This window comes from Neisseria bacilliformis (genome assembly GCF_014055025.1).
GTDB lineage: Bacteria > Pseudomonadota > Gammaproteobacteria > Burkholderiales > Neisseriaceae > Neisseria > Neisseria bacilliformis.
In genome coordinates, this window is sequence record NZ_CP059571.1 from 323,899 (window position 1) to 342,441 (window position 18,543).

Annotated in this window: 19 protein-coding genes and 1 tRNA gene; 11 read left to right on the forward strand and 9 right to left on the reverse strand. The window is 61.0% G+C overall.

The features are described from left to right. From dinG to H3L91_RS01610, 4 genes are all read right to left on the reverse strand, one after another. Positions 1 to 2,127 (reverse strand): ATP-dependent DNA helicase DinG, encoded by a 2,127-nt coding sequence (dinG, locus tag H3L91_RS01595; protein WP_007341675.1) that lies wholly within the window; start codon positions 2,125 to 2,127, stop codon positions 1 to 3. A gap of 306 nt (positions 2,128 to 2,433) precedes the next feature. Next, positions 2,434 to 3,924: a D-alanyl-D-alanine carboxypeptidase/D-alanyl-D-alanine endopeptidase gene (dacB, locus tag H3L91_RS01600; protein WP_483406982.1), complete on the reverse strand. Its 1,491-nt coding sequence runs from the start codon at positions 3,922 to 3,924 to the stop codon at positions 2,434 to 2,436. Positions 3,925 to 3,979: 55 nt separating this feature from the next. Next, positions 3,980 to 4,573, reverse strand: a complete 594-nt coding sequence (locus H3L91_RS01605) for a 5-formyltetrahydrofolate cyclo-ligase (protein ID WP_007341679.1) — start codon at positions 4,571 to 4,573, stop codon at positions 3,980 to 3,982. A 96-nt stretch (positions 4,574 to 4,669) separates the two neighbouring features. After that, positions 4,670 to 5,200: an inorganic diphosphatase gene (locus H3L91_RS01610; protein ID WP_007341680.1), complete on the reverse strand. Its 531-nt coding sequence runs from the start codon at positions 5,198 to 5,200 to the stop codon at positions 4,670 to 4,672. 98 nt (positions 5,201 to 5,298) lie between these two features. Between H3L91_RS01610 and H3L91_RS01615 the strand changes: the two genes are divergently transcribed. From H3L91_RS01615 to tsf, 3 genes are all read left to right on the forward strand, one after another. Beyond that, a complete protein-coding gene (locus H3L91_RS01615; RefSeq protein ID WP_007341681.1) occupies positions 5,299 to 5,496 on the forward strand; it encodes a hypothetical protein in 198 nt (65 codons plus the stop codon). Between the two features lie 148 nt (positions 5,497 to 5,644). After that, positions 5,645 to 6,391 carry a 30S ribosomal protein S2 gene (gene rpsB / locus H3L91_RS01620; RefSeq protein ID WP_040658576.1) on the forward strand — a complete coding sequence of 249 codons (747 nt, stop codon included), beginning with the start codon at positions 5,645 to 5,647 and terminating at the stop codon, positions 6,389 to 6,391. Positions 6,392 to 6,470: 79 nt separating this feature from the next. Next, positions 6,471 to 7,325 carry a translation elongation factor Ts gene (gene tsf / locus H3L91_RS01625; RefSeq protein WP_007341683.1) on the forward strand — a complete coding sequence of 285 codons (855 nt, stop codon included), beginning with the start codon at positions 6,471 to 6,473 and terminating at the stop codon, positions 7,323 to 7,325. 824 nt (positions 7,326 to 8,149) lie between these two features. Here the strand turns inward: tsf and rpmA are convergent. Further along, a complete protein-coding gene (rpmA, locus tag H3L91_RS01630; RefSeq protein WP_007341687.1) occupies positions 8,150 to 8,422 on the reverse strand; it encodes a 50S ribosomal protein L27 in 273 nt (90 codons plus the stop codon). Between the two features lie 28 nt (positions 8,423 to 8,450). Beyond that, entirely contained in the window at positions 8,451 to 8,759 is a 309-nt protein-coding gene (rplU, locus tag H3L91_RS01635) for a 50S ribosomal protein L21 (RefSeq protein WP_003763980.1), read from the reverse strand. Positions 8,760 to 8,970: 211 nt separating this feature from the next. Here rplU and H3L91_RS01640 point away from each other — a divergent pair, with 211 nt between their 5' ends. The 3 genes from H3L91_RS01640 (at position 8,971) to H3L91_RS01650 (ending at position 10,824) form a co-directional block, all read left to right on the forward strand. Further along, a complete protein-coding gene (locus tag H3L91_RS01640) occupies positions 8,971 to 9,945 on the forward strand; it encodes a polyprenyl synthetase family protein (protein WP_007341690.1) in 975 nt (324 codons plus the stop codon). A gap of 17 nt (positions 9,946 to 9,962) precedes the next feature. Further along, a tRNA-Arg gene (locus tag H3L91_RS01645) sits at positions 9,963 to 10,037 on the forward strand. A 172-nt stretch (positions 10,038 to 10,209) separates the two neighbouring features. Continuing rightward, a complete protein-coding gene (locus H3L91_RS01650) occupies positions 10,210 to 10,824 on the forward strand; it encodes a thermonuclease family protein (RefSeq protein WP_007341691.1) in 615 nt (204 codons plus the stop codon). A 517-nt stretch (positions 10,825 to 11,341) separates the two neighbouring features. Here H3L91_RS01650 and H3L91_RS01655 read toward each other — a convergent pair. After that, positions 11,342 to 12,277: a LysR family transcriptional regulator gene (locus H3L91_RS01655; RefSeq protein ID WP_040659296.1), complete on the reverse strand. Its 936-nt coding sequence runs from the start codon at positions 12,275 to 12,277 to the stop codon at positions 11,342 to 11,344. Positions 12,278 to 12,647: 370 nt separating this feature from the next. Between H3L91_RS01655 and H3L91_RS01660 the strand changes: the two genes are divergently transcribed. The 3 genes from H3L91_RS01660 (at position 12,648) to H3L91_RS01670 (ending at position 15,009) form a co-directional block, all read left to right on the forward strand. After that, positions 12,648 to 13,541 (forward strand): NAD(P)H-hydrate dehydratase, encoded by an 894-nt coding sequence (locus H3L91_RS01660; protein WP_007341695.1) that lies wholly within the window; start codon positions 12,648 to 12,650, stop codon positions 13,539 to 13,541. 121 nt (positions 13,542 to 13,662) lie between these two features. Next, positions 13,663 to 14,070 (forward strand): bacteriohemerythrin, encoded by a 408-nt coding sequence (locus H3L91_RS01665; protein WP_040658579.1) that lies wholly within the window; start codon positions 13,663 to 13,665, stop codon positions 14,068 to 14,070. A gap of 162 nt (positions 14,071 to 14,232) precedes the next feature. Continuing rightward, entirely contained in the window at positions 14,233 to 15,009 is a 777-nt protein-coding gene (locus H3L91_RS01670) for a ParA family protein (RefSeq protein WP_007341697.1), read from the forward strand. Positions 15,010 to 15,226: 217 nt separating this feature from the next. On the opposite strand, the gene H3L91_RS01675 is transcribed toward H3L91_RS01670, so the two are convergent. Continuing rightward, complete coding sequence (locus tag H3L91_RS01675; RefSeq protein WP_007341699.1) at positions 15,227 to 15,682, reverse strand: winged helix-turn-helix transcriptional regulator; 456 nt, start codon at positions 15,680 to 15,682, stop codon at positions 15,227 to 15,229. A gap of 164 nt (positions 15,683 to 15,846) precedes the next feature. On the opposite strand from H3L91_RS01675, the gene H3L91_RS01680 reads away from it, so the two are divergent. Then, positions 15,847 to 16,629, forward strand: coding sequence for an SDR family NAD(P)-dependent oxidoreductase (locus tag H3L91_RS01680; protein ID WP_007341700.1), 783 nt, complete (start codon positions 15,847 to 15,849; stop codon positions 16,627 to 16,629). A gap of 17 nt (positions 16,630 to 16,646) precedes the next feature. Next, complete coding sequence (locus tag H3L91_RS01685) at positions 16,647 to 17,066, forward strand: tautomerase family protein (RefSeq protein ID WP_040658581.1); 420 nt, start codon at positions 16,647 to 16,649, stop codon at positions 17,064 to 17,066. A gap of 406 nt (positions 17,067 to 17,472) precedes the next feature. Here H3L91_RS01685 and H3L91_RS01690 read toward each other — a convergent pair whose 3' ends face one another. Next, positions 17,473 to 18,483 (reverse strand): ABC transporter substrate-binding protein, encoded by a 1,011-nt coding sequence (locus H3L91_RS01690; protein WP_154647174.1) that lies wholly within the window; start codon positions 18,481 to 18,483, stop codon positions 17,473 to 17,475. Between the last annotated feature and the right edge of the window lie 60 nt (positions 18,484 to 18,543).

Sequence of the window (18,543 nt, forward strand, 5' to 3'; positions counted from 1 at the left end):
TCAGATGCGTTTGAACGGGGGCAGGCAGGCGAGGAGTTGGCGGCCGTAGCGTTGGGTGAGGACGCGGTTGTCGAGGATGGTTACGCGGCCGTAGTCGCTTTCGGTGCGGATGAGGCGGCCGGCGGCCTGGATGAGTTTGATGCCGGCTTCGGGCACGGTTACTTCGATGAAGGGGTTGCCGCCGCGTTTTTCGATCCAGCGGTTCTGCGTTTTTTCGATGGGGTTGTCGGGCATGGAAAACGGCAGTTTGACGATGACGACGTGGACGCAGGCTTCGCCGGGCAGATCCAGCCCTTCGGCGAAGCTGTCCAGCCCGAAGATGATGCTGGCGCGTCCGGCGGCGAGGGCGTCGCGGTGGCGTTCGAGCAGGGCGGCTTTGGGGATTTCGCCCTGCACCAGCACCAGCGGCAGGTAGTCGGCGTTGAGGCGCATGGCGGTTTCGTTCATTTGTTTGCGCGAGGTGAAGAGGACGAGTGTGCCGACGGGTTCGGTGGCGGAGATGAGTTTGGGCAGCCATTCGATGACGGCGTCGGTGTGTTCGGCGGGCTGTTTGGGGCTGGCGGACAGGGGCGGGATGTAGAGTTCGCCCTGTTCGGCGAAGTTGAACGGGCTGTCCAGCGCGAGGGTTTCGGTGTCGGGCAGCCAGACGAGGCCGGTTTGGCGCAGCAGCAGGTCGAAACTGCCCAGCGAGCGCAGGGTGGCGGAGGTGAGCACCGCGCCCGCCGCGCGCCGCCACAGGCCGCTGGCCAGCATGGCCGCGCCGGAGATGGGGCTAGCGTGGAAGAGGTAGTCGTTTTTGTCGTTGGGGCGGCGTTCTATCCATTTGGCCAGCGGTTCGCTGCCTTCGGGCGGGCAGGTGGCGAGGAGTTCCCACACGTCGGCGGTTTGTTCGGCGCGGGCGATGAAGAAGCCGAAGTCGGCGGCGGTGTGGTCGATGAGCGTGCTGTCTTGTTCTTTTTCGCGGCGGGCGGCGGAGAGGGCGTCGTTGAGGCGGGAAAGGTTGTGCAGCAGGGCGCGGGCGGCGGCGGCGGTGTTGGACACCAAAAGGCCGAGGCCGTCAGGGATTTGTCCGTCTTCCCACAGCCAGACGGGGTCGCCGCCGTCTTCGGGCAGATCGAGCGCGGGTTCGCCGTTGAGGTGGAACTGCCATTCGTTGAGGCTGTCGAGCAGGGAGCCGGCGGCTTCGTCGGCGAGGGCGGCGATGTCGCCCTTGCCGGTGAGGCCGCTGATTTTGTCCAGCAGCGGCGGCAGTTTGTCGAGCGTCCACAGGGCCTGGTTGAGCGAGTGTTCGGCGGCGAAGCGGCTGACGGCTTTTTTGGCCAGGTGGTGCGCTTCGTCGATGCAGTAGAAGCTGTTTTCCGGCGCGGGCAGGATGACGCCGCCGCCCATGGCGATGTCGGAGAGCAGCAGGTCGTGGTTGGCCACGACCACGTCCACGGTTTCCAGCGTGTCGCGGGCGAGGTAGAACGGGCATTCGGCTCTGTTGGGGCAGGCGGCTTTGAGGCAGCCGTGGCGGTCGTTGGTGATTTGCTGCCACAGCGGGTCGGGGATTTTTTCCGGCCAGGTGTCGCGGTCACCGTTGAAGCGGCGTTCGGCGAAGGCGTCGGCGATTTGGCGCAGGGTGTCGATGTCGGACGAGGTGGGTTTGCTTTCCCACAGAACGGGGCGTTCGAAACCGGCCAGTGTGCCCTGGGCGTTGTTTTGCGTGAGCTGGTAGAGTTTGTAGGGGCAGAGGTAGCGGCCGCGCCCTTTGGCCAGGGCGAAGCTCAGTTGCAGGCCGCTTTTTTCCACCAGAAAGGGCAGGTCGCGGTGCACGAGCTGTTCTTGCAGGGCGACGGTGGCACTGGACACGATGAGGCGTTTGCCGCGCGTCTGCGCCATGATGCCGCCCGCGAGCAGGTAGGAGAGGGATTTGCCCACGCCGGTGGGGCCTTCGATGACGGCGATGCTTTCGCCCTCGCGCTTGGGCGGCTCTTCGCCTTCGGCGCGGGTTTTGCTGCGCGAGAAGGCGTTGGCCACGGCCGCAATCATCTGCCGCTGCGCCGCGCGGGGGCGGAACTGCGGCAGGTTTTCGGAGATGGCGCGGTAGTGGTCGCGGATGGCGGTTTTTTCCAAATCGGTGAGCATGGTTTTTTACTGGGTGGCGGGCGTGCTGCGGATGTTTTTCAGACGGCCTTTTGCGTCGGCAAAACGGACGGAGGCCGTCTGAAAAACGCGGATGCGGTTCGGGCGGCGGGTTTGTTTGGGCGGCGCAATGCGTTTTTTTGGCGAAACGGCGTATAACTTGGTTGAAGCTGCGTTTTCAGACGGCCTCTACGGCGGCAGATGCGTTTGAGGCCGTCTGAAAACTTGGCGCGGCGCGGCTATTCGGACATCGTCGTTTTTTTGTGTCGGCAGATTCCGTATCCGCGTGCGCGGTTTGCGCCGCACCCCCTACGGTTTGGCCGTTTGCGGCGCGGCGGCCGTGCCTTCCGCACGCGGCGCGGGCGGCGGGAAGATCAGGCGTTCGGTGAGCTTGTCCAATTCGCCCAAAAGCCTGCCCGCGCGGGGGCTGTTGATGATGACCACCACCGACAGAGCCTGATTGCCGTTGAGGTAATAGCCCGCGAGGGCGCGCACGTCGGCCAGCGTGCCGGTTTTCAGGCGCAGCGGCGCGCCGATGCTTTTGAAGCGCGATTTGAGCGTGCCGTCGTGTCCGGCCACGGGCAGGCTGGCGACGAAGTCGCGGCGCAGCGGGCTTTTATAGGCGGCGGCGAGGATTTCGCCCATCATGCGGGCGGAGAGGCGTTCGCGCCGCGACAGGCCGGAGCCGTTTTCCAGCACCAGCGGGGCGGTGGAGATGCCCGAGAGCAGGAGCTGGGCGCGGACGGCGGCGGCGGGGTTTTGGCGGCGTTTGTCGGCGGCGGCGTGGCGGCCGACGGTGAGGAAGACGGTGCGGGCGATGACGTTGTTGGAGTGTTTGTTCATTTCGGCCAGCACTTCGCGCAGCGGCGGCGACTGCACGCGGGCGAGGGTGCGGGCGGCGGCGGGGGTGTCGCCCTGCATGAGGCCGTCTGAAAGGATGCCGCCGCCCTGCCGCCAGTAGTTGGCAAAGCTGCGGCGGGCGAATTCGGGCGCGTCGAACATGTTGACGTACACGTCTTTTCCGGCACAGGCACTCGGCGCGCTGCCTTCCAAAACCAGCACGCCGTTTTCGTATTTGCCGCGCAGAAAGCGGGCAATTTTGGGGCAGGGCGCGGACGTGGCGGCGAAGGCGGCGCGGTTGAGCAGCGGGATTTCCGGCAGCGGCGGGGTGGTGTGCGGCACGAGCGCGCCGTTTGCGCCGACCTGCGGGGTGAGGCGGACAACCTTGTAGGCGAGCATCTGCGGGTCGGGCGCGGTGGTGAAGGCGCGTTTGGCATCGTCGGCGAAGCCTGCGGAGGTGCCCGCGTGCGGCCAGACGCTGCGGTCGAACACCAGATGCCCGCCGATGTGGCGCACGCCGTTGTCGCGCAGCTGCGCCTGCATTTCCAGCAGCTCGGGCATGTCGAACACGGGGTCGCCGCTGCCTGTCCAATACAAATCGCCGTCGAGCAGGCTGCCACGCAGCGGGGCGGCGGATTTGAACTCGGTCTGCCAGCGGAAATCCCCGCCGAGGGCGCGCAGGGCGGCGTAGGCGGTTACCAGTTTCATGGTGGAGGCGGGGTTGAGCGGCACGTCGGCGCGGTGTTCGGCCAGCACTTTGCCGCTGCGCAGGTCTTGCACGAAAAACGCCACTTCGTCCGGCCGTATCTGCCCCAAATCCGCGGCGGCGGCGGGCAGGGCGAGGAGGAGGCAGAGGAGGGGGAGCAGGCGGCGGGGCATGGCGGAGGGCGGGTGGCGTTGGCGGAAGGCGGGATTATAAGGGATAGGCCGTCTGAAAGCGCGGCTTCGGCGCGGCCGCAAGCCGTTTGCCGCCTTGCGCGATATTTTCAGACGGCCTATTGCCTTGTTTCAGGTTTCAGCGGCGGGTGAAGCGCAGCCTGTGCCGCTCGGAAACGAAACCGTCCAGCGGGATGTCGTGCGCTTCGCGCGGCAGGCTGTCGGCCAGCTGGCAGGCGAAACCGGCAGCTACGGCCAGAGGCCGTCTGAAACGGCAGGCGGCCAGCGTGGCGTCGTAGTAGCCGCCCGCCTGGCCGAGGCGGTATCCGCTGCGGTCAATGGCGACTATGGGCACAATCATCACATCGAGGCGGTCGGCGCGGATTCTGTGTCCGGCAAACTGCGGCACGTTCAGTTTGGCGCGGCCGCGTTTGCGCTCGGCCTGCGCACCGGCGCGGCAGGGGGTGAACCACATGCGTTTGCTGCCCGGTTCGATGTAGGGCAGGCGGATTCGGGCGCGGCGTTGGGCGGCGGTGCGCAGCAGCATGCTCAGGTCGGCTTCGCTGCCCATTGCAAAATACAGCGCGATGGTTTTGCCGCGTTTGACGAGGGGTTTGAGGCGGCGGACGATTTCGCGTTCGGCACGCTGGCGTTCGCTGCGGGAGAGGGCGTTGCGCGCGGCGCGGAAGCGGCGGCGCAGGGCGCGTTTTTGCTGTTTGGCGGGGTCGGTCATGGCGGTTTCGGTTATGGGAGGCGGATGTGTGCAGGCCGTCTGAAAACGAAGTTTCGGCGTAGCCAAAAACGGTTTTCAGACGGCCTGTATGCTGGTTCAGCGTTTGTTCCAGCGTTCCTGCGATTCGCGGATGACGGCTTTGGCTTCGTCGATGCCGCCCCAGTGTTCCACTTTGGTGGTGCCCGGTTTTTTCAGGTCTTTGTAGTGGTTGAAGTGGAATTCGATTTGCTTAATAAGCTGCTGCGGCAGGTCGGCCAGCGAGGCGTAGGCGTTGCCGTTGTGGCGGTCGTCGGCGGGGACGCAGACGATTTTGTCGTCCACTTCGCCGTCGTCCACGAATTTCATCACGCCGATAACGCGCGCTTCAAGAAAGATGCCGGTGGGCAGCGGGGTGTCGGTGATGATGAGCGCGTCCAATTCGTCGCCGTCTTCGTCCAGCGTCTGCGGGATGAAGCCGTAGTTGGTCGGCTTGGCGAAGGCCAGCGGCTCGACGCGGTCAAGCTGCATCACCGCCAGTTTGCGGTTCCATTCGATTTTGTGGTTCGAGCCGGCGGGGATTTCGACAACGACGTTGATGATGCCGCCGTCCACGTCGCCCGCATCGAGGATTTGGTTGAAGTCTGCCATGAGGGTGTCCTTTCGGTTTGCAAAACGGGAAAAGGCGCGATTATAGCAGCCTCTATATAATGGAGGCCGTCTGAAAACCCGTCCGGAGCCTTCCCGCCATGTGGCACATCGTTTTAATCGGCTATGTTTTCGTTACGCTGATGTTCTCGCTCGCCCAGCCCGGCCTGGCGCGCAAGCTGATTTATTTCGTCTTTTTCACCGTGCTGCCCACCGCCTTCATGCTGTGGTCGGCCTACATCCGCCTGCGCAACCGGCGCATGAAGCGCGAAGAAGAAAACGGCAAACGCTTGCCCTGACGCGCCCGCGCCCGTATAATCCTGCCGCTTTTTGTTTCAAAAAGCGTTTTTTGTTTCCAACCAAAGCCCGCATCCCGCGCCAAAGGGTGTTTCCCGCCAAGGAAATTCTGTGCGCAGGGTGTATGCACTAACCCTTTCAAGGATATTTATGTCTCAAATCACCATGCGCCAGATGCTCGAAGCCGGCGTACACTTCGGCCACCAAACCCGTTTCTGGAACCCGAAAATGGCTCCCTACATTTTCGGCGCGCGCAACAAAATCCACATCATCAACCTGGAAAAAACCCTGCCGCTGTTCCAAGAGGCGCAGGAAGCCGTCCGCCGCCTCGTGGCCGCCAAAGGCACCGTGCTGTTTGTCGGCACCAAACGCCAGGCGCGCGAAATCATCCGCGAAGAAGCCACCCGCGCCGGTATGCCCTTCGTCGATCACCGCTGGCTCGGCGGCATGCTCACCAACTACAAAACCGTCAAACAGTCGATCAAACGCCTCGAAGAGAAAAGCGCGGTGCTGGCCAATGCCGACACCAGCGGTTACAGCAAAAAAGAGCTGCTCGATCTGACCCGCGAAGTGGAAAAACTGGAACGCTCGCTCGGCGGCATCAAAAACATGAAGGGCCTGCCCGACGCGATTTTCGTGATTGACACCGGCTACCAGAAAGGCACGCTGGTCGAGGCCGAAAAACTCGGCATCCCCGTGATCGCCGTGGTGGATACCAACAACAGCCCCGACGGCGTGAAACACGTCATCCCCGGCAACGACGACTCCGCCAAAGCCATCCGCCTTTACTGCCGCGGCATTGCCGACGCCGTTCTGGAAGGCAAAAACCAGGCCGTAGCCGAAACCCTGGCCGCCGTGCAGGCCGCCGAAGCCGAAGCTGCCGCCGCTGCGGAATAAGCCGCACCCGCTTATTGAGAGGCCGTCTGAAAACGTTTTTCAGACGGCCTGTAACCTTAAAATCATTTGGAGACACAACATGGCAGAAATTACTGCAAAAATGGTTGCCGACCTGCGCGCCGCCACCGGCCTGGGCATGATGGAATGCAAAAAAGCCCTCGTCGAAGCGGAAGGCAACATTGAAAAAGCCGAAGAAATCCTGCGCATCAAATCCGGCGCGAAAGCCGGCAAACTGGCCGGCCGCACCGCCGCCGAAGGCGTGTTGGCCTACGCCATCGAAGGCAGCACCGGCGCGCTGGTCGAAGTGAACTGCGAAACCGACTTCGTCGCCAAAGACGCGGGCTTCGTCGAATTTGCCAACCTGGTGGCTAAAACCGCCGCCGCCAAAAAACCGGCCACCGTCGAAGAACTCAGCGCGCTGGTGGAAGAAGAGCGCAAAGCCATCATCGCCAAACTGGGCGAAAACATGTCCGTGCGCCGTTTCAAAGTGATCGAAACCCCGAACAAACTGGTTGCCTACATCCACGGCGCGCTGGCCACCGAAGGCGTGTTGGTCGAATTCAAAGGCAGCGAAGACGCCGCCCGCAAAGTCGGCATGCACATCGTTGCCGCCAAACCGCAGTGCGTGTCCGAAGCCGAAGTGGACGCCGAAACCGTGGAAAAAGAACGCCACATCTACACCGAGCAGGCCGTAGCCTCCGGCAAACCCGCCGACATCGCCGCCAAAATGGTCGAAGGCCGCATCAAAAAATTCCTCGCCGAAGTTACCCTCAACGGCCAAGCGTTTGTGATGAACCCCGACCAGACTGTTGCCCAGTTTCTGAAAGACAACGGCAGCGAAGTGGTCAGCTTCGTGCGCTACAAAGTGGGCGACGGCATCGAAAAAGCCGTGGTCGATTACGCTGCCGAAGTGGCCGCAGCCGCCAAGGTGTAAACGGCACGGCCGCCCGTTGCAGCAAAACCCGCCCGCTTGGGCGGGTTTCGTTTTGCCTGCCGCCGAACGCAAGAGGCCGTCTGAAAATAGGGTTTGGCTTGCGCCCAAGCCGCGATTTGATTTGCTTTTCTATCCCATGACTTGGCAGACGCAGCGATATTGGCGGAATAATCAACAGTGCCGCCTGCCGTTATGGTCAAATTCAAATTTTTTTAATGGAAAATAATATATAGAGTAAGAAAAATATACCTGCGGCCTTTAAGGCGAACACGGAGCTGTCAAGCAGGATAAAGATAAGCGTATCTTTATCCTTGGAAAATTTCCTATTCAAATAATGTGTTCCGTCTTTATAAAATTCAAATAAAACACCATTTGTGGCAAACCGATCATTGTTATTCACGATAATCTTTGCCTGCCCAATATTCATTTTTTGGTTAATGTTTTCCATTGTGCACAGATTGTCAAATCCGTAGCAGGATATCCAATATTGGCTTCCTTCTCCGTCCAACCTGATTCGCCTTTCTCCCCTGGGAGGCGAAACAATTGAAATATCGGCTTTGGGGAATATTATTTCTTTCTGATTAAAATTCAATGCGGAAGGAGTGGCATATAAGACAGATAGTGCGGTACATATTATCGTAAGGAATAAACAAATATTACGTAGTTTCATCTTAAAGAATATGGAATATGGCGGACAAAGTAACGCAGTCCGGGTTGCAGACCGGCCAATTCAATATGTTTCCGCGCTATAAAGCCCGGCCTGCATCGGATGCCAAAAAACCCGCCGTGCGGACAAGGCGGGTTTTGTGTTCAGCTGCTGCCGTTTACGCTTCTTCGCCGGTGTAGGGGCGCACGCTCACGGTTTTGCGGTTCAGACGGCCTTTGACGGCGAATTCCACATAGCCGTCCACTTTGGCGAACAGAGTGTGGTCTTTGCCCATGCCGACGTTGTCGCCTGCGTGGAATTTGGTGCCGCGCTGGCGCACGATGATGGAACCTGCGGGAATCAGCTCGTTGCCGTAGGCTTTCACGCCCAAGCGTTTGGCTTCGGAATCGCGGCCGTTGCGGGTACTGCCGCCTGCTTTTTTACTTGCCATGTTGGATACTCCTGACTTGGATTAGAAATTAGGCGATGGCCACGATTTCGATTTGGGTGAAATTCTGGCGGTGGCCCTGGCGCTTCTGGTAGTGTTTGCGGCGGCGCATTTTGAAAATGCGGACTTTCTCGCCGCGGCCGTGTGCCACTACTTTGGCCGTTACTTTCGCGCCTTCGATAAAGGGTGCGCCTACTTTTACAGATTCGCCGTCAGCAATCATCAAAACTTCGGTCAGTTCGATTTGGCTGTCGAGTTCGGCAGGTATCTGTTCTACTTTCAATTTTTCGCCAACGGCAACTTTGTATTGTTTGCCGCCGGTTTTTACGACCGCGTACATACTCAACTCCATAAATGGGATTTCGGTTAAACAAAAATTCCGCGCACCATGCGCGAAACGGCGCATTCTATAGGCAAGTGCCTGTTTTGTCAAACCGTACCGCGCCCCGCCGCCGCCCGCGTCTTTTTTCAGACGGCCTTTGTTGCTATAATCGCGCCCTTTTCCGAAACCCGCCCCGCCAACCTGCCGCTTCTGCCGTTTTGAGTGCCCTATGCTTGAAAACCTGCCCTATTTCCAAAAAAACCTCGCAACCGACCTGGGCCGCGTCAACCAAGTGGTCGGGCGGGCGGTGCAGTCGGAAGTTGCCCTGATTTCGCAAATCGGCAGTTATATCATCGGTGCGGGCGGCAAACGGCTGCGGCCGATCATCACTATTTTGGCCGGTAAATCGCTGGGCTACGACGGCGATCCGCTCTACTCCCTTGCCGCAATGGTGGAATTCATCCACACCTCCACCCTGCTGCACGATGACGTGGTGGACGAAAGCGACATGCGGCGCGGGCGCGAAACCGCCAACAACCTGTTCGGCAACGCCGCCGCCGTTTTGGTGGGCGACTTCCTGTACACCCGCGCCTTCCAGCTCATGGTCGGCTCGGGCAGCATGAAAATCCTCGAAGTGATGGCCGATGCCACCAACATCATCGCCGAAGGCGAAGTGATGCAGCTGATGAACATCGGCAACACCGACATCAGCGAAACCGAATACCTGCGCGTCATCCAATACAAAACCGCCAAACTCTTCGAGGCTGCCGCCCAAGTAGGCGCGATACTGGCCGGCGCGTCGGCCGAACAGGAAGCCGCGCTGCGCGACTACGGCATGTACGTCGGCACCGCCTTCCAGATTGTCGACGACATTTTAGACTACTGCGGCGACCCCGCTGAAATCGGCAAAAACGTCGGCGACGACCTGGCCGAAGGCAAACCCACCCTGCCGCTCATCTACCTGATGCACCAAGGCACGCCCGAAGCCGCGCGCGACGTGCGCGACGCGCTGCACCACGCCGACCGCAGCCGTTTTGAGCAAATCCACGCCCATGTAACCGCGTCCGACGCGCTGGCCTATTGCGCGCGGCAGGCGCGGATCGCGGTGGACAACGCCCTTTCCTGTTTGGACAAACTGCCCGCCAACGAAACAACCCTTGCCATGCGCCAGCTCGCGGAAGAATCACTGGCGCGGGTGTCATGATCCCCTTTTTTACCAGCCTCGCCGTAGTTCAACGGATAGAACGTATGCCTCCTAAGCGTAAAATACAGGTTCGATTCCTGTCGGCGGGGCCATCAGACAAGCGGGCGCATCGCGACGGTGCGCCCGTTTCCCCTGCCTGCGGCAACATTGAGGCCGTCTGAAAACTGTTCAGACGGCCTCAAACCTTATCCGGCGGCGTTGCGCTTTCAGACGGCCTCTGCGGCAATGCGTTAGAATGCCGCCTTTTGCAACGGAGAACCCGTCATGTTCCGACTGAAAATGCTGCCCCTGTGGCTGGCCGCCGTGCTGGGCGTGTTCGGCCTGCCCCGCGCCGCCGACGCGCAACGCTGGCTGCACGGCATGTACAAACAGGCCGTCCATGCCGGCGGCACCGCGCACAGCCGCAGCGCACCCAAACACGCCGCCGCAGCGCAGGCCGGCCGCCGCTACGAAGGCCGCGTAACGGATGTGCACGACGGCGACACCGTCCGCCTCACCGACACCGACGGGCGCAGGCACAAAATCCGCCTCGCCTACATCGACGCGCCCGAAACCGACCAGGCCTACGGCCTCGCCAGCCGCGACCGCCTGCGCGGCCTGATACTCGGCAAAACCGTGCAGGTGCGCGTAACCGACACCGACCAATACGGCCGCGAAGTCGCCTATCTGGTTTCAGACGGCCTCGACGTGAACCGCAGCCAAATCGAAAGCGGCGCGGCGTGGCACTATGTTTCCATCGCCAAAAGGCAGCAGGACAAAGCCGATTACGCCGCCTATGCCGAAGCCGAAAGCCAAGCCCGCCGCAGCCGCAGCGGCCTGTGGCGCGAACGCAGCCCGACCGCGCCGTGGAAGTTCCGCCATCAGACACGCGGGCAGTGAGGCCGTCCCCGCCCACGCGGGGATGGCGTTTCTGAAAAAAGCGCGGCTGCGGCCGCAAACGCTTGGTTGTTTTGCAAAGAGGCCGTCTGAAAAAGCGTTTGTGCCTTTTCAGACGGCCTCTTATGCGTAGGTCGGGCATTTATGCCCGACATCTTCCGTTGCCGTTTTGCGCGTCGGGCATGAATACCGACCTACCCGTTTTGGCTGCGCCGAAACTGTGTTTTTAGACGGCCTCAACCGTTGTGCGGCCAAGACCGCGTGCGTCGCCTCGGGGCGACACACCCTACCTTACGCCCCGCATTTGCGTTGCCGTACGATAACAAATATAGTGGGTACAGAACAAAGTATCCAATGTAGGCTGGGCTTCAGCCCAGCAAAATATCAGGAAAATAGTGATTTAGCTGGGCTGAAGCCCAGCCTACGATAGGTAGTTTCTATTTTGTTTCACTATATGAAGAGGCCGTCTGAAAAACCCGTTTGCGCGTTTTCAGATGGCCTGTTTGCCCTTATCCGCTTTTCAGACGGCCTGTTCTTCCGGCAGGCTCAGCGCGCCTAGGGTGTTGAAGCCCTGGTCGCGCACGATTTGGCAGAAGTCGGCCAGATAGCTGTTGTGTTCGTCTTCGCTGCGCATGGCGGCGTAGAGCTCGCTTTGCAGGCCGGCGTCGGTGATTTGGCGCGACACGACGTAGCCTTTTTCCAGATACGGCATCACCGACCAATGCGGCAGGGCGGCGATGCCCCGGCGGCTGGCGACAAGCTGGACGATGGCGATGGTCAGCTCGCTGTGGCGGCGGGCGGGGCTGATGCCTTTGGGCAGCAGCACTTTGCGCAGCAGGTCGATCATGTCGTCGGGCACGGGGTAGGTGATCAGCGTTTCGTCGGCGAAGTCTTCCGCCTGCCAGATGTCTTTGGCCGCGAGCGGGTGGTCGGGGGCGCAGATGCCGACCATGCCGTAGGCGAACAGCGGCCGGTAGGCGATGCCCGCCTGCGGCACGGCTTCGGATACAATGGCCAAATCGGCGCGGTGGTTGAGCAGCAGGCCGACGGGATCGGCTTGGAAACCGGACACAATGTCTAATTCCACCTTCGGCCACAGCGGGCGGAACTCGCCCATCGCGGGCATCAGCCAGTCGAAACAGGTGTGGCATTCCACCGCCAGCCGTAACTCGCCCGCCCCGCCTTCGATAATCTGCGCCATGTCGCGTTCGGCGGCGGCGATTTTGGGCAGCAGCTCGTGCGCCAGTTTCAGCAGCCGCGCGCCGGCGTGGGTGAAGCGCAGCGGGACGGACTTGCGCTCGAACAGCGGCGTGTCGTAATAGCTTTCCAGCGTGCGGATTTGGTGCGACAGGGCGGACTGGGTGAGGAAGATGCGCTGCGCCGCCAGCGACACGCTGCCGGTTTCTTCCAGCGCGAGCAGGGTTTTAAGATGGCGCAGTTCGATGACGGATTCCATGTTTTCGGCTTTCGGGCAGGGGTTGGGCGGACGGGCAATATTAAAATAATTCATACGGGCGGCGCAAACGCGTTTTCAGACGGCCTCTAATGTATGTACACCAGAGGCCGTTTGAAAAAGCCGCCGCAAACGGTTTTGCTTGTCCGCCAAACGCGTTTTCAGGCCGGAGTGCGCCGGTTTGCCGCGCAGTCAAACAAAATGACCCGCCGCAGGCCGGGCTTCGGCCCGGCAAAATATCGGGGAAATAAAGCCCAACCCGCCTCCGCCATATCGCGGACAAAAAGCTGTCCGCCCGCCGTGCTTTTCAGACGGCCTTTGGCATACATACAATAGAGGCCGTCTGAAAACCTGTGATGAAAAGGAAACCGCCATGGCGCATTCCGCCTACTATCTGCCCTTAGACCTTTCCCTTACCGAAGCCGCGCGGCGGTTTCCCTTTCTCGCCGCGCCGCGTGCCGAAGACAGCCACAAGGGCACCTTCGGCACGCTGGCGGTGTTCGGCGGCGCGGCGGGGATGAGCGGCGCGGTGGTGCTGGCCGCCTCCGCCGCGCTGATGGCCGGCTGCGGCAAAGTGTGGGCGGGTTTCAATCAGGCCGCCCTGCCGCTGCCCTTTGTGGCCGGTTTCCCCGAAATCATGCTGGCCACGGCCGACACGCTGGCGCGGCGCGGCGACGTGTCCGCCCGCGCGGCCGGCTGCGGGCTGGGCACGGACGAAGCGGCGCACGCGCTGCTCGACACCCTGTTTCAGACGGCCTCCGACACGCCGTTGCTGCTGGATGCCGACGCGCTCAACTTGTTGTCGCAAAACGAAACGCTGGCTGCCGCAGCGGCGAAGTGCGCACACACCGTCATCACGCCGCATCCCGCCGAAGCCGCGCGGCTGCTCTCCCGCACCACCGCCCAAGTGCAGGAAAACCGCGCGGCGGCGGCGCGGGAATTGGCGCAACGCTTCGGCGCGGTAACGGTGCTCAAAGGCCACCGCACGCTGGTGTGCCGCCCCGACGGGGAAATGTACGAAAACGACAGCGGCAACGCCGGACTGGCCACCGCCGGCAGCGGCGACGTGCTCTCCGGCATCATCGGCAGCCTGCTGGCGCAGGGCTGCGCCCCCTTTGCAGCCGCCTGCGCGGGCGTGTGGCTGCACGGCGCGGCCGCGCAGGTGCTCGCCGCCTCCGCCATCGGCCCGGCCGGACTGCTGGCCGGCGAAATCGCCCCCGCCGCCCGCTGGCTGCGCAATATGATGATTGATAACAAATTAAAATAACTGTTTGATAAAAATCAAGTTCTGCAAAAATAACGCGGTGGTATATGACTCCGTTATCTTTTCTTTACACCGAACATCCTATAATCCGCCCTTTCATCAACACCAACCGGGGAATATAAAAATGTCAGAACCCTTTTTGCATTGGACTTCCGATTTGGACACCGGCATCGAGCAGGTGGACGAGCAGCACAAAATCCTCGTGCAATACATCAACGAAATGCACGACGCCCATGTTGCAGGCGACCGCGAAGCCGTGGGCAAAGCCTTGGACCATCTCATCGAATACACCGTGCAGCACTTCTCCGACGAAGAAGACCTGCTGAAAATGGCCGAATACCCGCTGCTCGACGCGCACCACCGCGTGCACGAAAACTTCGTCAACAAAGTGCAGACCTACAAAGGCCGCTTCGACAACGGCGACGACGTCAGCCAGGAACTGCTGGACATTCTGGAAACCTGGCTCTTTATGCACATCCGCCGCAACGACCACGGCTATGTGCGCCATGTGAAAGACAAACTCGGGCTGTAAACCGCCGCCAAACAGGCAAAAGGCCGTCTGAAAAGTTTTCAGACGGCCTTTTGCCCTGCCGATGCCGGATACCGCAAGGCCGCGCCGCAAGGCCGTTTTCAGACCGCCGCGAATAACGGTACAATCCGCGCCCCGCCAAACGAACCGAACGGAAAACCAGTCATGAGCGCGTACATCGCAGCCGTAGCCAACCAAAAAGGCGGCGTGGGCAAAACCACCACCGCCGTCAACCTCGCCGCCTCGCTGGCGGCGGCAAAACAACGCGTGCTGGTAGTCGACCTCGACCCGCAGGGCAACGCCACCACCGGCAGCGGCGTGGATAAAACCGCCATCGCCAAAGGCGTTTACCACGTTTTGCTGGGCGAGGCGGCGGTGCGCGAAGCGGTGTGCGAAAGCCGCAGCGGCGGTTATGCCGTGCTGGCCGCCAACCGCGCGCTGGCCGGGGCGGAAGTGGAACTGGTGCAGGAAATCGCCCGCGAAATGCGCCTGAAAAACGCCCTGGCCGAAGTGGCGGACGACTACGATTTCGTCATCATCGACTGCCCGCCCACCCTCACCCTGCTCACCCTCAACGGCTTAGTGGCCGCCCAAGGCGTGATTGTGCCGATGGTGTGCGAATACTACGCCCTCGAAGGCATCTCCGATTTGGTCGCCACCGTGCGCAAAATCCGCCAGGCGGTCAACCCCGCGCTCGACATCCTCGGCATCGTGCGCACCATGTTCGACAAACGCAGCCGGCTGGCGGTGGAAGTGGGCGAACAGCTCGCGCAGCACTTCGGCGGCAAACTGTTCGCCACCGCCATCCCGCGCAACATCCGCCTGGCCGAAGCCCCCAGCCACGGCATGCCCGCGCTCGCTTACGACGCCAAAGCCAAAGGCACACTGGCCTATCAGGCTCTGGCGGAAGAAGTGATGGCGCGGGTGCGTGAGGCCGTCTGAAAACCGCTTCAGTACAGTCCAAGCCGCCCCGCCTGCCGCGCCGATAAGATAAGGAAGAGGCCGTCTGAAAAACTGTTTTCAGACGGCCTTTTCTTGCGGATAAGGTTGGCCGGTTTGCCGGTTTGTGGCAAGCCACGCACGCAGACAACAAAGGTTTAAGCGGCAGGCAAAACCGCAGACCGCAACGGAAAACGGTTTTCAGACAACGTTTTTGTTTTCAGGCTGCCGCTTCTCCCCGCACCGCCCCCACATCCGCCATCGCCACTTCCTCTCCCGTTCCCTTGTCCTGCAAAACCAGCCTGACCGCGTTGCCCGTTGCTTTGTTCACAAAGCGCAGCGGTACATTTTGCCAGCCCGAGAGATTCCATTTGGTGCCGATTTTCGCCATCGCTAGCATCACCCACGCTATGTCTCTGCCACGCTCGGTGAGGCGGTATTCGTAGCGGTCGGGGCGGGTTTGGTAGAGATGTTTTTCAATTAATCCGTTGTTTTCCAGCGTTTTTAAGCGGTCGGTCAGCGTGGCGTTGGTGATGTTGCTGGCTTCGCGCAGTTCGCTGAAACGGCTCGCGCCCAGCAATATATCGCGCAGAATTAAGCCCGCCCATTTGTCGCCGATTACGCCCAATACATCCGCCACGGGGCAGACGATGTTGTCGAAGTCGTTGGATTTCATCTTATTTTTCCTTGTTTATCAAATCGTTCAGCTATTTTAGCAGATTTTTTTGCAAAACTCTAATGATTAGAGCTTGACTTAATCCAATTATCAGACTTACAATGCAATCACTCTGATTATTAGATAAACAATTTTATCGACGAACCCACAGAAGGAAAATCCAAATGAACAAACAAACAGCATTGATTACAGGCGCATCTTCAGGCATCGGCGCGGTGTATGCCGACCGTTTGGCGGCACGCGGCTACAACCTGATTTTGGTGGCGCGTCGTGCCGAACGTCTGCAAAAACTGGCGGACGAACTGGCGCAAAAATACGGCGCAAACGTGCAGGTCTGCGCCGCCGATTTGGCGCAGGAAAACGGGCAGGCCGCCGTTGCCGAAATCATTGAAAACACGTCAGATTTAACCCTGCTGGTAAACTGCGCGGGTTTGGGCGCATTGGGCTTTGCCGCCAACGTCGCATGGGCGGACGTGGACGGGCTGATTAAAGTCAACGTGCAGGCACTCACTCGCCTCTCGCTCACCGCCGCCAAGCGTTTTATCGCCGAAAAACGCGGCAACATCGTCAATATCGGCTCGATTATCGCCCAAATGCCCGTCGCAGGCGCAAGCGCATACAGCGCATCTAAAGCCTATGTGCTCAATTTCACCCGCGCGCTGCACGCCGAGCTTGCCGAAGTGGGCGCAGGTGCACAGGCCGTGATGCCCAGCCCGGTGAAATCCGAATTTTTTGGCGACAAAGCCGCGCCCTTCCCCGAAGCCTTGTTTATGACTGCTGAAACCTTGGTCGATACCGCCCTCGCCGCACTCGATCAACAAGAATGGGTGTGCTACCCGAATCTGCAAGACATCGCCGATTGGCAGCAGCTCGAAGCCGCACGCGGCAAGTTCGTACAGGGCGTAACCCAGACCGGCAAACCCGCCGACCGTTATCAAACCAAATAAATCAAGGAGTAAACATTATGCCAATGTGGAAAATTTATCACCCAAAAAACGCATTCAGCGAGCAGGACAAACGCGAAATTGCCGAAAAAATCACCGCACTTTACGCTACCTTTCTGCCGAAATTCTATGTAAACGTGTTCTTCCGCCCCACCGACGCGCAAAACTGCTACATCGGCGGCGAACCGACGGGCGACTTCGTGCGTATCACCATCAACCACATCACCAAATCCATGTCGCCCGAAGAGCGCAAACCGTTTTTAATGGCGTTCAACCGCATCCTTAATCCGTATGTCGCCGACAAAGGCTACCGCTGGGAACTGCACGTCGGCGAAACCCCGATTGAACTGTGGACAGTGCAAGGGCTGATTCCGCCCGCGCTCGACAGCGACACAGGACGCAAGTGGAAGGAAGAGAACGAAGCGTCAGCTTATGAATAAGTAATGTTCTGATGGCAAAAGGCAGCCTGAAAACCAAACGGTTTTCAGGCTGCCTTTGCAAAACCCCGCACGCTGCCAAACAGCATCATTCCCGCGCAGGCGTGAGTCCGGTTGGAATGTCGGCAACAGTTTGTTTCTTCAAGCACGATTAAGTCCCGGCCAAGATTACGCCTGCGCGGGAATGGCGGCATGTCCGGCCGTTCGGGCTGCGGGCGGGGTTGTGCAAAGGTTTCAGGCTGCCTTTGCCGTCCGACCCAAGCGGTGTACGCATTCCCCGCCACAAAACAAATCCGTGTGTTTCCCCAAAACCAAACCGTGTGCGCGGCTTGCGCCACATTCCCCGCCTGAGTGGCAGAGGCCGTCTGAAAAATGTGATTCGGGTTTTCAGACAGCCTTTTCCGGCACCTCAGCCCAGCCCCAGCTCCGCAATCTGCCCCGGGCCGGGGCGGTGGTGGCAGAGGGATTCGACAAGCGGCAGGATTTGGTTGCGGTAGTCGGCAAGCGGACGCTCGGAGAGGGCGGCGTCGAGGGCGTAGAGGCCGGGCAGGCGGTTGATGCCGGGCGGGCTGTCGATCCAGCCGTAGGGCAGGCGGGGGAGTAGAAACACGCGGCGGTTCTGCACGGCTTTCACGCCGCGCCACAGCGGGTCGGCCTGCACGCGGCGGTAGAAGCGTTCGTCCTGGGTGAGGATGGTTTCAGGCTGCCATTGCAGAATCTGCTCGAACGGCACTTTGGCCAGGCCGCCGCTGCCTTCGAGCGAGTCGCCCACGCTGCGTGCGCCGAGCATGGCGATGGTTTCGGTGTGGATGGAGCGGTTGCGGCCGGTTTCCAGCCCGTCTTCGCCGCGAGCCAGATAAACGGCGGGCGGCGCGGCGCGGCGGCTTTTGGCGCGCTCTGCGGCAAAGTCGAGGGCGGTTTGGGCGAGGGCGGCGAGGCGTTCGGTGTGCGGCGAGGCGAGGATGCCGCCGAGCAGGCGGATTTGCGCGGGGGCTTGGGCGAGGCGGCCGTCCAGCAGCAGGTAGGGGATGCCGAGCCGTTTGGCGGTTTCTTCGGCGGTGGAGAGCAGTTTTGCGTTCACCCGTCCGGCATCGACGATCAAATCGACTTTGCGCTGTAACAGCTGTTCGGCGGACACGGGCCGGCCGCGCCCGTTGATGCCGCCGAGCACGGGCAGCCTGCGCGAGGGTTCGTCGAACAGGGCGAGTGCCTGCGGGGACTTTTGCGCGGTCCAGCCGGCCATGCGCTCGGGGGCGAGGGCGTGCAGCAGCACTTCGGCGGGCGGGCCGGCGGCATAGATGCGGCGGAACGGCGGCGGGTCGGCGGGGGTTTCGTTTTCAGGCTGCCTGCCGCAGCCGGACAGCAGCAGGCCGCAGGCGGCGAGGCCGTGCAGGAAGCGGCGGCGGGTGATGGGGTTCACGGCTGCGCCCTCCCTGCGGCGGCGCGCACCCAAGCGGACGCGGCTTCGGGCTCGGGCGGC

Bases quoted from the DNA above. Each gene is read 5' to 3' on its own strand.
- H3L91_RS01650 (WP_007341691.1), top strand. From the start codon at position 10,210: ATGTTCCGACTGAAAATGCTGCCCCTGTGGCTGGCCGCCGTGCTGGGC.
- H3L91_RS01640 (WP_007341690.1), top strand. From the start codon at position 8,971: ATGCTTGAAAACCTGCCCTATTTCCAAAAAAACCTCGCAACCGACCTG.
- H3L91_RS01665 (WP_040658579.1), top strand. From the start codon at position 13,663: ATGTCAGAACCCTTTTTGCATTGGACTTCCGATTTGGACACCGGCATC.
- H3L91_RS01605 (WP_007341679.1), bottom strand. From the start codon at position 4,573: ATGACCGACCCCGCCAAACAGCAAAAACGCGCCCTGCGCCGCCGCTTC.
- H3L91_RS01660 (WP_007341695.1), top strand. From the start codon at position 12,648: ATGGCGCATTCCGCCTACTATCTGCCCTTAGACCTTTCCCTTACCGAA.
- H3L91_RS01655 (WP_040659296.1), bottom strand. From the start codon at position 12,277: ATGGAATCCGTCATCGAACTGCGCCATCTTAAAACCCTGCTCGCGCTG.
- tsf (WP_007341683.1), top strand. From the start codon at position 6,471: ATGGCAGAAATTACTGCAAAAATGGTTGCCGACCTGCGCGCCGCCACC.
- rpsB (WP_040658576.1), top strand. From the start codon at position 5,645: ATGTCTCAAATCACCATGCGCCAGATGCTCGAAGCCGGCGTACACTTC.
- dinG (WP_007341675.1), bottom strand. From the start codon at position 2,127: ATGCTCACCGATTTGGAAAAAACCGCCATCCGCGACCACTACCGCGCC.
- rpmA (WP_007341687.1), bottom strand. From the start codon at position 8,422: ATGGCAAGTAAAAAAGCAGGCGGCAGTACCCGCAACGGCCGCGATTCC.
- H3L91_RS01670 (WP_007341697.1), top strand. From the start codon at position 14,233: ATGAGCGCGTACATCGCAGCCGTAGCCAACCAAAAAGGCGGCGTGGGC.
- H3L91_RS01610 (WP_007341680.1), bottom strand. From the start codon at position 5,200: ATGGCAGACTTCAACCAAATCCTCGATGCGGGCGACGTGGACGGCGGC.
- rplU (WP_003763980.1), bottom strand. From the start codon at position 8,759: ATGTACGCGGTCGTAAAAACCGGCGGCAAACAATACAAAGTTGCCGTT.
- H3L91_RS01675 (WP_007341699.1), bottom strand. From the start codon at position 15,682: ATGAAATCCAACGACTTCGACAACATCGTCTGCCCCGTGGCGGATGTA.
- H3L91_RS01680 (WP_007341700.1), top strand. From the start codon at position 15,847: ATGAACAAACAAACAGCATTGATTACAGGCGCATCTTCAGGCATCGGC.
- H3L91_RS01615 (WP_007341681.1), top strand. From the start codon at position 5,299: ATGTGGCACATCGTTTTAATCGGCTATGTTTTCGTTACGCTGATGTTC.
- H3L91_RS01685 (WP_040658581.1), top strand. From the start codon at position 16,647: ATGCCAATGTGGAAAATTTATCACCCAAAAAACGCATTCAGCGAGCAG.